Below are 11,932 nucleotides of genomic sequence, written 5' to 3'. Positions count from 1 at the left end.
AAACCCCCCCCCACCCACCCTCCCCCCCCCCCCCCCCCCCCCCCCCCCCCCCCCTCCCCCCCCCCCCCCCCCCCCCCCCCCCCCCCCGCCCCCCCCCCCCCCCCCCCCCCCCCCCCCCCCTCCGGTCAGGCGGCGGCCTTCTGGCGGTAGCGGGCGGCGCCCGCCAGGGCCACGAGGGTCACGCCGAGGGTGAGGACGGTGACGGTCCACAGGCCGGCCCGGTAGGGGGCGATCCCGCCGGTGCTGAGCGAGAAGACGGTCGCGGTGAGCGCGATGACCACGCCGTTGCCGATCTGCGCGCCGGCGTTGAACAGGCCCGAGACCAGGCCCTGCTCGTCGGGCGAGGCCGTGCCGACGGCGGCGATGTTCAGCGCCGGGTAGACGGCGGCGAAGCCGAGGCCGCCGAGGAGCTGCTGCGCGAACAGGGTGACCAGCGGGTCGACCTGGCCCATCAGCAGGACCCAGCCGAGGTAGCCGATGCTCAGCAGGACCAGGCCACCGGTCGCGACCGGCCAGGCGCCGTACTTGGTGACCAGCGCGGCGCCGTAGCGGGCGGTGCCCGCGGTCAGCACGCCGCCGAGGAGGAAGGCGAGGCCGGCCTCCAGCGGGGTCCAGCCCAGCTGCTCCTGGTAGTAGAGGGTCAGCACGAACTGGAAGGAGACGTAGGCGCCGAAGAAGAGCATCGCGATCAGGGACCGGGTCAGCTGGCCCTTGCGGAAGACCGACAGCGGCACCAGCGGGGCCGGGTGGCGGCTCTCGACGACGGCGAACAGCGGGAAGAGGACGGCGGCGGCGATCAGCGAGCCGATGGTCTGGGCATCGCCCCAGCCGTCGCTGGCGGCCCGGCTGAGTCCGTACACCAGGGCCACCGCGCCCGCCGTCACCGTGACGGCGCCGAGGATGTCGAGGCTGCCGCTCTTGCCCTTCTCCTGCTGCGAGGGGACGACCGACGCGGCGAGCAGCGCGACCAGCAGGCCGGCGACGGCCGGGGCGAACAGGACGAGCCGCCAGGAGACGCCCGCCATCAGGCCGCCGAGGATCAGGCCGAGGGAGTAGCCGGCCGAGGCCACGGCCAGGAAGGTGCCCAGGGCGCGGTTGCGTGACTGCTCGTCACGGAAGGCGTCGAGCAGGATGGCCATGGCCGCCGGTGCGGTGATGCCGGCGCTGACGCCCTTGAGGAGCCGGGCGACGACCAGGACCACGCCGTCGTCGGCGATGCCGCCGAGCACACTGGCGACGACGAACACCACCAGCCAGCCGATCAGCAGCTTCTTGCGGTTGTACAGGTCGGCCAGCCGGCCGCCCAGGAGCAGGAACCCGCCGAAGCCCAGCGCGTACGCCGAGACGACCCACTGGAGTGCGGAGGTCGACATCCCCAGGTCCGCCTGGACCAGGGGGAGGGCCGGTCCCATGCTCGCGATGTCCATCGCGTCGAGGAACTGCACCGCGCACACGACCAGGAGCAGCAGGGGCAGGCTCTTGACCGCGGGGGCGGGCGGTACCACCCGTGCGATGGGAGGAGAGGTCGGGGATGCCTCGGTCATGATCAGACTCCGATCGGAGTGTCGTCGGAAGCAGTGAGCTCTACGGAACGCGTGACGGGAACAATTGGTGGACCGATCAGTCCAGGACTGATCGGTCCATTTCTAGCGCTCACAAACCCCGGTGTCAAACGTATGCTGGGAACCGCGGGGGAGAGGCGAAGGAGTTGAGACATGGCGCGCACACCGGCACCAGGCACGAGGCGGCGGATCCTGGAAGCCTCGGCCAAACTCTTCGGTGAGCAGGGGGTCCGGGCCGTCGGCATGCAGCAGGTGATCGACGCGACCGGAGTGGGAAAGAGCCTGCTCTACCGCGAGTTCGCCAGCAAGGACGAGCTGATCGCGGCCTGGCTGCGCGAGAGCGACGCGAAGTGGTGGGAGCAGGCCGAAGAGGTCACCGCCCCCCACCCCGGGGACCCGGCCCGCCAGATCCTCGCGCTGATGGAGTTCTTCCACGCCAGCGTCCGCGAGCCCGACTTCCACGGCTGCATCTACTACAACACCTCCAGCGAGTTCCGCGAGCCCGGACACCCCGGCCGCCAGGAGGCGAAGCTGCACCTCAAGGGCCTGCGCAACTGGTTCCGGGACAAGGGGGTCGAGGCCCGTGCCGAGGACCCCGACGCCCTCGCCGACACGCTGATGCTCATCGTCGGCGGCACCCTGGCCAACGGTGAGGTCCTCGGCGAGGACGGCCCCGCCCGCATGGCCCTGGCCACCACCGAGCTGGTCCTGCGCCAGTACGTGCCGAACGCCATGGCGGCCGCCGCCCTCTGACGGCCCGACGGCGACGCGCCCGGCCCCGCGGCAGAGGGATGCCGCGGGGCCGGAGTGCGTGCGGGGCCGGTCCACGTCAGGGGCCGCCGGCGCCGGTCCGGGTCGGCCGCGCGTGCCGTACGGCCACGCCGTGCTCCTCGTACCCGTCGTTGTACGAGAACGACGAGGGCATCCTGTCGTGGAACTGGTAGTCGGCCTGAATTCGACCGTCCTCGGCGAGCACGACGATGTCCTGGCCGGACATCTCCATCTCGCCCGTGGCCGCCGACACCATCACCCAGTTGAACCGGACGACGTCGTGGTGGCCGGTCGCGTTGTTCGAGGACCGGAACTCGTACCCCATCGGGCCGTACACCTCGTGCGTGTAGGCCAGCTGGTCCAGGAGCGCCGCGTGCCCCCGGATCGGATCCTTGCGGTAGAACACGTAGACGCAGTCCGGCGCGTACAGGCCGTACACCATGTCGCGCCTGCGCCGCTCGTCCTTCTCGTTCCACAACGCGACGTAGCGCGCGAGGAGTTCATTGGGTCGGGGCAGCATGACGGGGTACCTCCGGGTTCCGCTGGAACGCCGCCCGCTCAGCGCCCCGCGGCGTACCGCGGCAGCAGCTGGGCCAGGTCGGCCGTGATGGCACGGGCGTGGGCGCTCAGGTAGAAGTGGTCCCCGGGGAAGGTCCGGCACCCCAGGAACTCCGGCGTCCGCCCGGCCCACGACCGCATGGCGCCGGGCGCGAGGAGGGGATCCCCGCGCCCGGAGTAGGCGACGACGGGACAGCCCACGGCCGCCCCGTCGTCCGAGAAGTCCGCGCACACCGCGCCGTCCGCGCCCATCGCGCGCACCGCCCCCGCCAGCAGCTCCGGATCCCCGGCGACCGCCTCCGGCAGCCCGCCCAGCAGGCGCAGGGCCTCCAGCGGGTCCGTTGACAGCGCCGCCGGCGCCGAGAACCCCTCCGGGGCCCACCCCGACACGGCCAGGAGCGCCGGCGCGGGCAGGCCCCGCCGCTCGGTCTCCACCGTCAGCCGGTAGCCCAGCAGCGCCCCCATCGAGTGCCCGAACACCGCGTAGGGGCGCTCGTCCAGCTCGTCCGACACCACCCGGACGAGGGCCTCCACGAGCGGACCGAGCCGGGTGTACGGAGCCTCGCGCCGCCGCTCCTGCCGCCCCGGCAGCTGCACCGCCTGGCAGGCGACCGACCCGGGCAGCCGCCCCGGCCACTCGCGGTACATCGAAGCGCCGCCCCCGCTGTGGTGCAGCAGGAACAGCCGCGACTCCGCGTCCGGTTCGGCGTCGGCCGGGTGCAGCCACCGCGACGCGCCCTGAACCTCGGGCAGCGGGCCCGGCGGCCCGGGACCCCGTACGGCGTCCACGGCGGCTACGCGACCGGGGCCGGGGACCGGTCCCCGGTGAACCGCTCCCGGAGCACCCGCCGCAGCACCTTCCCGGTGGGATTGCGCGGCAGCTCGGCGACGATGTCGTACCCCGTCGGGATCTTGAACCCGGCTATCCGGCCGTTCAGGAACCGCAGGAACTCCCGCGGGGTCGCCGAGGCGCCCTCGCGCAGCACCACCGCGGCCCGGACGGCCTCACCCCAATCGGGGTGCGGGACTCCGTACACGGAGACCTCCGCCACCGACGGGTGGGCCCGCAGCGCATTCTCGACCTCCGTGGGATAGATGTTCTGGCCGGCGACGATGACGGTGTCGTTGACCCGGTCGGCGAGGAACAGGTAGCCGTCGGCGTCGACACGGCCCATGTCGCCCATCGACAGCCACTCGCCGGACTCCCCCGACAGGGCACCGGCGGTCACCTCCGGCAGCCGCCAGTACTCCAGGAACCGCGCCGGACTCCTGACCACCACCCGGCCCACCTCGCCGGCCGGCAGCTCGCGGCCCTCCCCGTCCAGGATCCGCAGCCCGACACCGGGCACGGCCCGGCCCGCCGAGCCCAGCACCCGGCTTTCCGCGGTGTGGTCCTCCGGCGCCAGAACGGTCAGGAAACTGCCCGCCTCCGCCGAGGAGTAGCCCTGCGCCAGCTCGCAGCCGAGTACGTCGATGCAGGTCAGCAGCAGCTCCCGGTCGATCGGCGAACCGCTGTAGACCACCTTGCGCAGCGAGCGGAAGGTCTCCCGGCCCGTCCCCCGCTCGGCCAGCATCATCCGCAGCATCGCGGGCGCCGCCCACAGGGTCGTGACCGCGTGCCGCTCGATCAGCCGGGTCGCCTCGTCGGCGATGAACTGGCGCATGACCACCGTGGTGGCGCCCGCGTTGAAGGAGTGCATGAACCAGCCGAAGCCGGCCGTGTGCAGCCCCGGGAAGCAGCTCAGCCCCCGGTCCTCGGGCCGCCAGTCGATCCAGTCCACCCCGGCCGCCCGGGTGTCGGCGATGAAGGTGAAGAAGGTCCGCTGCGCCAGCACCACCCCCTTCGGCAGCCCGGTCGTCCCGCTCGTGTACAGCTGCGCGACCGCGTCGTCGAAGCCGGCCCCGCGGGCCGCCGGCGGCTCCGTGTCCGGCAGCCCCGCCTTCCAGTCGAGGAACCCGCCCGCCACGTGGCCGTCGGAGTCCGATTCGACGACCTGGCGCAGCCCGGGCAGCACGGCCCGCAGTCCGTCCACCAGCGGGCGGAACTCCCGCTCCACGAAGAGCAGTTCCGCCTGTGAGTCGCGCAGGACGTGCTCGACCTCGCCGACCGTGAGCCGCGAGTTCACCGGCACCAGCACCACGCCCGCCTTCGCGCAGCCGAGCGCCAGGTCGTAGTAGCGCTCCGACTCCCGGCCCAGATAGCCCACCCGCGCCCCGGCCGCCAGGCCCGCGGCCAGCAGCGCGTGCGCGGTCCGGTTGCTCTCCCGGTGCAGTTCGGCGAAGGTCAGCGCGCGGTCCTCGCAGATCACCGCGGGCTGGTCGGGCCGGGTCCGGGCGTGCAGCGCCGCGCGGGCGGCGAGGGTCCGGTCCTCCGTACGGTTGTCCATGGGTTCCCCTGTGTCGTCTGTGTCGTCGCTCGTGGAGGGTCGGGGGGGGTCAGGCCGCCGGGGGCACGGCGGCCCCGGCCGGCACCGCGCCGGCGGCCAGCCGTACGGCCAGCAGCTCGGCGAGCTCCTCCACCGACGGGTGGTCGAAGACCGCGGAGGACAGCAGCGGGATCCGCAGCCGCGTCTGGAGCTGGTTCTTCAGCACGATCGCCGTCAGCGAGTCCACGCCCAGCTCCAGGAAGCCCGCCCGGGTGTCGACGTACTCCGGGTCGTCGATCGCCAGCAGCGCCGCCACCGTCGCGCGGACCAGGGCGACCAGCGCCGTCCGCCGCTCCTGGGGCGGGGCCGCCGCGAGCGCCGCCACGTCCAGCGGCGCGGCCGAAGCCGCCGCACGCGCCGTCCGCTCGGCGGCCGCGGCCTCCACCGGGCGGTCCGGCAGCCGGGTGAAGCCCATCCCGGACAGCTCCGCCACCGGCCGGCCGTCCTCCTCGAGCAGCAGCACGTCCAGGATGAACGCCGGGTCCGCCTCCGGGTCCTCGGCGCGCGTGACCCGGGCCGCGGAGCGCAGCAGCTCACCGCGCGGCTTCTTGAAGGCCCGCAGCCGGCCCGCGCTCGTGGCCACGTACCGGCGGCCGTCGTCGGCCAGCGCCGCGAGCGCGTGCGTCGCCCCGTCCAGCAGCGGCGGCGGCAGCAGCCCGGCCCGGGACAGGCCCGCGCCGGACAGCTCCGTCACCGCGAAGTCCGGGCCGTACGCGGCCACCCGGCGGGCCCGCAGGAACTGCGGCCCGTACTCCAGCCCGGCCTCGGCGTACGCGGCCTTCACCTCGCCGCCGTCCAGCACCCGGGAGGGCTCGTCGTCCTCCAGTGCCCCGGTCAGGGCCAGCAGCGTCCGGCCCGGGCCCGCGAGGCCGCTGCCCGGGTAGTCGGCCTCGGCCGCGATCACGGCGGTGGCGTGCAGCCGGTCGGTGCCCCCGGGGCCGTCGGCGGCCCGGCTGGACACCTCCACCGCCAGGCTCCCGTCCGGCGCGGTCCGCACCCGGGTCACCAGCAGCACCGGCCGGTCCGACAGGAACAGCGCCTCGTGGAAGCGGACGTCCTCCACCGCCCGGCCGGTGTCCCCGTGGACCTCGTCCTGCACCGCCAGCAGCAGCTCCAGGTAGGCCGAAGCGGGCAGGAAGGCCTGACCCCCGATGGTGTGGTCCGCGAGGTACGCGGGCTGCGCGGCACTGATCCGCGCCCGGAACTCCCGCTGCCCGCCGTCCCGTCCGGCCTCCCGGCCGAGCAGCGGGTGCCCGTCGCCGTCCGCCCCGCGCCGCCCGGCCGGGCGGGCGGGGAGCCGGTACTCGCGGCGGTCGAAGGCGTAGCCGGGCAGCGCGATCCGCCGCCCCGGCCCGTCCGCGTACACCGCGCCCCAGTCGATGCCCAGCCCCGCCGTGTACGCACCCGCCAGCGCGGCGTCCAGGGCCGCGCCCGCGGTGTCCTTCGAGCGCAGGCTGGTCAGCCAGCGGTGCTGCTCCTGCGGTACGCAGCGCCGGGCCAGCGAGGTCAGCGCCGAGGACGGCCCGACCTCCAGGAACACGTGCCGGCCGCGCTCGGCGACGGTGCGCACCCCGGCCGCGAACTCGACGGTCTCGTTGACGTGGCGCACCCAGTACTCGGGCGTCGCCAGCTCCCGGGGACCGGCGATCCGCCCCGTCAGGTTCGACACGACCGGCAGCTGCGGCTCGTGGAAGGTGATCCCGCGCAGCACCTCGGCCAGCGGCTGCGACACCCCGGCCATCAGCGGCGAGTGGAACGCCGCCGTCACGTGCAGCTCCGTCACCGTCCACCCCGCCGCGCGCAGCGCCTCCACCGCCTGCGCCAGCGCCCCGGTCCCGCCCGACACCACGCACTGCTGCGGGGCGTTGACCGCCGCGACGGCCAGCTCCGGCCAGCGCTCCAGCAGCGGCCGGACCTCCTCCACGGGCGCGGACACCGCCGCCATCGAGCCGGGGACGCCCTCCGACTCGATCAGCCGGGAGCGGGCGGCGAGGAACGCGACCCCGTCGGCGAGGGTGAACAGCCCGGCCACCGTCGCCGCGACGATCTCGCCGACGCTGTGCCCGATCAGCACGCTCGGCCGCACCCCCCACGACAGCCACAGCCGGGCGAGGGCGTACTCCAGCGTGAACAGGGCAGCGTGCGTGAAGGACGTACGGGCCAGGGCCTCCTCGGCGTCCGGCACGTCACCGAACATCACCGCCGCCACGGAACGCCCCAGCAGCGGCGCGAAGAGCGCGTCGCACTCGTCCACGCACCGGGTGAACACGGGGAACCGGCCGTACAGGGCCCGGCCCATGCCCACGTACTGCGAACCGGAGCCGGTGAACAGGAAGGCCGTCTTGCGGAACGCGTCGGGCTTCTCCTCCCCCCGGGGCGGCGCGCCCCACCGCTCCAGGTGGGCGGCCAGCCCGGCGGTGGAGGACACGGCCGCCGCCGCCCGGTGGCGGAAGTGCGAGCGGCCCGTGGCCCGGGTGCGGCACAGGTCGGCGAGCGGCGTGTCCGGGTGCTCGGCGAGGAAACGGGCGTACCGCTGGGCCTGGAGCCGCAGCGCCGGCCGCGACTTGGCGGACAGCGTGAAGACGTGCCCGCGCTCCTCCCGCTCCGGGGGCGCCGGCCGCACCGCGCCTTCCGCCGGTGCCGGGGGCTCCTCCAGCACCGCCACCGCGATCGCCCCGGCGACCCCGAAGCCGTTGACCGTGGCCCGGCGCACGGGCGCCTTCCACGGCCGCTCCGCGTCCGCCACCTCGATCGGGTAGTTCTCCCAGGGGATCCGCCCGGACAGGTTCCGCCACACGTGCGGGAAGAAGGCCCCCGCCCGCATCTGCGTGATCACCTTGATCACCGCGCCCAGCCCGGCCGCGGGCTCCATGTGCCCGAGGTTGGCCTTCAGCGAGCCGATGACGAGGGGGTCCCGCCGGTCGTGCGAGGCGCCGAACACCCCGTTGACGGAGCCCATCTCGATCGGGTCGCCCAGCGGGGTCCCCGTCCCGTGCGCCTCCACGTACTGGATGTCGCCCGGCTCCAGCCGCGCGTCGGCCAGCGCCGCCCGCATCACGGCCTCCTGCGCCGTGCCGTTGGGCGCGCTCAGCCCCGCGCTCTCGCCGTCCTGCCCGATCGCGGTCCCGCGTACGAGCGCCAGCACCCGGTCCCCGTCCGCCAGCGCGTCGGAGAGCCGCTTGAGCACCAGCGCCCCGCAGCCCTCGGCGCGCGCGTAGCCGTCCGCGCTCTCGTCGAAGGTCTTGCAGTGCCCGTCCGGGGCGAGCATCTGCGCGTGCGAGAGGATCACGTACGAGCGGGGGTTGTGCAGGGTGTTCACCCCTGCGCACAGCGCGATCCCGCACTCGCGGCGCCGCAGCCCCTCGACCGCCAGGTGCAGGGCCGTCAGCGACGCCGCGCACGCGGTGTCCGTCGTCAGGCTCGGGCCGCGCCAGCCCAGGAAGTACGAGAGCCGCCCCGACAGGGAGTACGCGCCCAGCCCGGTCGTCAGGCTCCCGTCGAGCTGCTCGTCCGAGAGGCCCTCCAGCTCCAGCGCGAAGTCCAGCGGGGAGGCGCCCACGTAGACGCCGCCGTCGCCGTGCCGCAGCCCGGCCGGGTCGATGCCGGCGTCCTCCAGGGCCTGCCACACCGTCTCCATCAGCAGGCGCTGCGCCGGATCGATGAAGGGAGCGTCCTTGGGCGGAATGTTGAAGAACTGCGCGTCGAATTCGTCTATACGGTCGAGGAAACCGCCGGCGGCCGCGGTGATCGAACCGTCGGCCACCTCCGGAACCCACCGGTCGCGCGGCAGCGGGCCGATACCGGAACGTCCCTCCCGGAGAAAAGACTCGAGCTCGTCAACGGAATTGTTCCCGCCGGGCAGGCGCATTCCGATACCGACCACGGCGATCGGCTCGTGCTTCTCGGAAAGGAACCGCCCGATCTCCGTTTCCTGCCTGCGGACGGTCTCCTCCGCGGCTTCGAGCCTTTCCTGTAAATTCCGCTCTTCCGGAGTTCCGGGCACGGCGGCCGCCCCTCTCAATTCGCTTCGAAGATGTCGGCCAGGACGTCCGAGGCCAGATAGTCGGTCAGCCGCTCGACGGTGGGCTGATTGAACAGGGCCGTGCTGCCGATGCCCCGCCCCAGTCGCTCCTCCAGCCGCTGCTTCACCATGGTGAGCAGCAAGGACGTCATGCCGAGCTCGAAGAAGCTGTCCTCCAGCGGCAGCTCCTCGTCATCGGGCATGAGCAGCGCGGTCTTGAATTCCGCCACGACGATTTCTTCCAGGACCGTCCGGCGTTCCGACCTGGGCGAGGCCACTAATTGATCCGTCATACCGGTCGAGTGAAGCACAGCGCCCGTGACGGTCGGCTGACGCCCTCCTGACCCGCCGGACCCGTCAGTTCAGCGTCAGCGGTCCCGTGGGAGCCTCGGTGGAGCAGCAGTGCGTGAGATCCGGCGTGGAGGAGCCAACAATGCAGACCGAAGCACGGGAAGAACTGCGGGCCAACGGATATTCGTTGCTGCCGGCCGACCGGCTCGTCATCGACGCCGAATCGAGGCAGTACTTCAAGGAACTCGCCGCCGAATGGGAGCACCTGGAGACGGACCAGTACCTGAAGGGCGGCTCCCGTTTCCGCGAGCGCCGCTACGACCGCTTCTTCTTCGTGCCCCGCACCGGAGAGGTCCGGTTGCGCCCGCACCGCCCCTACTTCCAGTCGATGAACGCCAACGACTACGCCGGCGGCATCGACCGCGACGTGGCGCCGCTGAGCCGCTCCACCCTCGGCAACCCGCTGCTCACCCGGCTCCTGCGCGCCGACTTCGAGAAGTTCCCCGTCCCCGAGGACTCCTGGCTGGACGACCCCTGGGACGTCCAGTGCCACCAGTTCCGGATCATCAGCACCCCCGACGAGACGGGCGAGCCCACCCCGGAGGGCCCGCACCGCGACGAGGTCGACTTCGGCGCGATCCACCTGATGGGCCGCTTCAACGCCCGGGGCGGCGAGTCCCAGGTCTACGGCCTGGACAAGGAGCTCGTGGCCGAGTTCTGCCTGACCGAGCAGATGGACACCATGTTCTGGGCCGACGCCCAGATCCTCCACGCCGTCCGCCCGATCCTCCCCGTCGACCCGGGGAAGGCGGCGGTCCGGGACGTGCTGATCCTGGGCTACAAGCACGAGCCGGAGCTGCGCCGCGAAGAGCGGAACGCGGCCTGACATGGTGACGCGTACCCAGATCCGCCGTGTCGACCGGGTGGTCATCCGTTTCGCGGGTGATTCGGGTGACGGTATGCAGCTGACGGGTGACCGTTTCACCTCGGAGACGGCGTCCTTCGGCAACGACCTCTCGACGCTGCCGAACTTCCCGGCCGAGATCCGGGCCCCCGCCGGGACCCTGCCGGGCGTGTCGTCGTTCCAGCTGCATTTCGCGGACCACGACATCCTCACGCCGGGTGACGCGCCGGACGTGCTGGTCGCGATGAATCCGGCGGCGCTGAAGGCCAACATCGCGGACGTGCCGCGCGGCGCGGAGATCATCGTCAACACCGACGAGTTCACCAAGCGCCCGATGGCCAAGGTCGGCTACGAGACCTCCCCGCTGGAGGACGGCTCCCTGGACGCCTACCGCGTCCACGCCGTCCCGCTGACCACCCTGACGGTGGAGGCCCTGAAGGACTTCGGGCTCACCCGCAAGGAAGCCGAACGCAGCAAGAACATGTTCGCGCTCGGTCTCCTGTCGTGGATGTACCACCGCCCGACCGAGGGCACGGAGTCCTTCCTGAGGAAGAAGTTCGCGAAGAAGCCCGGCATCGCCGAGGCGAACGTGGCGGCCCTGAAGGCCGGCTGGAACTTCGGCGAGACGACCGAGGACTTCGCCGTCTCCTACGAGGTCGCCCCCGCGACCAGGGCCTTCCCCGCCGGCACCTACCGGAACATCTCCGGGAACCTGGCCCTCTCGTACGGCCTGATCGCGGCCGCGCATGCCGCCGACCTGCCGCTCTACCTGGGCTCCTACCCGATCACCCCGGCGACGGACATCCTGCACGAGCTGAGCAGGCACAAGAACTTCGGCGTACGGACCTTCCAGGCCGAGGACGAGATCGCCGGCATCGGGGCCGCCCTCGGCGCGGCCTTCGGCGGCTCGCTCGCCGTCACCACGACCTCCGGCCCGGGCGTCGCCCTCAAATCGGAGACCATCGGCCTCGCCGTCTCCCTCGAACTCCCCCTCCTCATCGTGGACATCCAGCGCGGCGGGCCCTCGACCGGGCTGCCGACCAAGACCGAGCAGGCGGACCTCCTCCAGGCCGTGTACGGCCGCAACGGCGAGGCCCCCGTCCCGGTCGTCGCCCCCAGGACGGCCGCCGACTGCTTCGACGCCACCCTTGAGGCCGCCCGTATCGCCCTCACGTACCGCACCCCGGTCTTCCTCCTCTCCGACGGCTACCTCGCCAACGGGTCCGAGCCGTGGCGCGTCCCGCACCCCGACGAACTGCCCGACCTGCGCACCCGGTTCGCGACGGGCCCCAACCACACGCTGCCCGACGGCACCGAGGTGTTCTGGCCCTACAAGCGGGACCCGCGGACCCTGGCCCGCCCCTGGGCGGTCCCGGGCACGCCCGGTCTGGAGCACCGG

Annotated in this window: 9 protein-coding genes; 3 read left to right on the top strand and 6 right to left on the bottom strand. The window is 73.2% G+C overall.

Going from position 1 to position 11,932, the window contains the following annotated elements; translation table 11 throughout:
* Nucleotides 1–125 precede the first annotated feature (125 nt).
* Nucleotides 126–1,544, bottom strand: a complete 1,419-nt coding sequence (locus tag ACZ7IF_RS38425) for an MFS transporter (RefSeq protein ID WP_470981571.1) — start codon at nt 1,542–1,544, stop codon at nt 126–128.
* 171 nt (nt 1,545–1,715) lie between these two features.
* On the opposite strand from ACZ7IF_RS38425, the gene ACZ7IF_RS38420 reads away from it, so the two are divergent.
* Entirely contained in the window at nt 1,716–2,315 is a 600-nt protein-coding gene (locus ACZ7IF_RS38420; RefSeq protein WP_470981569.1) for a TetR/AcrR family transcriptional regulator, read from the top strand.
* Nucleotides 2,316–2,391: 76 nt separating this feature from the next.
* Here the strand turns inward: ACZ7IF_RS38420 and ACZ7IF_RS38415 are convergent, their stop codons facing one another.
* Genes ACZ7IF_RS38415 through ACZ7IF_RS38395 form a run of 5 tightly spaced genes read right to left on the bottom strand, consistent with a single transcriptional unit; the run spans nt 2,392 to nt 9,631 of the window.
* The gene (locus ACZ7IF_RS38415) at nt 2,392–2,853 is read right to left on the bottom strand and encodes a nuclear transport factor 2 family protein (RefSeq protein ID WP_007269099.1); all 462 of its coding nucleotides are present in this window, start codon (nt 2,851–2,853) and stop codon (nt 2,392–2,394) included.
* Nucleotides 2,854–2,891: 38 nt separating this feature from the next.
* Nucleotides 2,892–3,680 (bottom strand): thioesterase II family protein, encoded by a 789-nt coding sequence (locus ACZ7IF_RS38410; protein ID WP_470981568.1) that lies wholly within the window; start codon nt 3,678–3,680, stop codon nt 2,892–2,894.
* Between the two features lie 5 nt (nt 3,681–3,685).
* The gene (locus ACZ7IF_RS38405; RefSeq protein ID WP_470981566.1) at nt 3,686–5,278 is read right to left on the bottom strand and encodes a long-chain-fatty-acid--CoA ligase; all 1,593 of its coding nucleotides are present in this window, start codon (nt 5,276–5,278) and stop codon (nt 3,686–3,688) included.
* A 49-nt stretch (nt 5,279–5,327) separates the two neighbouring features.
* Nucleotides 5,328–9,320 carry a type I polyketide synthase gene (locus ACZ7IF_RS38400; protein WP_470981564.1) on the bottom strand — a complete coding sequence of 1,331 codons (3,993 nt, stop codon included), beginning with the start codon at nt 9,318–9,320 and terminating at the stop codon, nt 5,328–5,330.
* A gap of 14 nt (nt 9,321–9,334) precedes the next feature.
* Nucleotides 9,335–9,631 carry an acyl carrier protein gene (locus ACZ7IF_RS38395; RefSeq protein WP_470981562.1) on the bottom strand — a complete coding sequence of 99 codons (297 nt, stop codon included), beginning with the start codon at nt 9,629–9,631 and terminating at the stop codon, nt 9,335–9,337.
* Between the two features lie 140 nt (nt 9,632–9,771).
* Between ACZ7IF_RS38395 and ACZ7IF_RS38390 the strand changes: the two genes are divergently transcribed.
* Complete coding sequence (locus ACZ7IF_RS38390) at nt 9,772–10,515, top strand: 2OG-Fe dioxygenase family protein (protein ID WP_470981560.1); 744 nt, start codon at nt 9,772–9,774, stop codon at nt 10,513–10,515.
* A 1-nt stretch (nt 10,516) separates the two neighbouring features.
* Nucleotides 10,517–11,932 (top strand): 2-oxoacid:acceptor oxidoreductase subunit alpha (locus ACZ7IF_RS38385; RefSeq protein WP_470981559.1); only part of this gene is annotated, 1,416 nt, incomplete at its 3' end.

The sequence above is a fragment of the Streptomyces sp. NPDC037421 genome (assembly GCF_055602105.1).
This window is presented reverse-complemented; position numbering and strand designations above follow the sequence as displayed.

What these genes read in the sequence shown, in the direction of transcription:
- ACZ7IF_RS38425 (WP_470981571.1), bottom strand. Translation starts at nt 1,544, where the DNA reads ATGACCGAGGCATCCCCGACCTCTCCTCCCATCGCACGGGTGGTACCG.
- ACZ7IF_RS38420 (WP_470981569.1), top strand. Translation starts at nt 1,716, where the DNA reads ATGGCGCGCACACCGGCACCAGGCACGAGGCGGCGGATCCTGGAAGCC.
- ACZ7IF_RS38415 (WP_007269099.1), bottom strand. Translation starts at nt 2,853, where the DNA reads ATGCTGCCCCGACCCAATGAACTCCTCGCGCGCTACGTCGCGTTGTGG.
- ACZ7IF_RS38405 (WP_470981566.1), bottom strand. Translation starts at nt 5,278, where the DNA reads ATGGACAACCGTACGGAGGACCGGACCCTCGCCGCCCGCGCGGCGCTG.
- ACZ7IF_RS38395 (WP_470981562.1), bottom strand. Translation starts at nt 9,631, where the DNA reads ATGACGGATCAATTAGTGGCCTCGCCCAGGTCGGAACGCCGGACGGTC.
- ACZ7IF_RS38390 (WP_470981560.1), top strand. Translation starts at nt 9,772, where the DNA reads ATGCAGACCGAAGCACGGGAAGAACTGCGGGCCAACGGATATTCGTTG.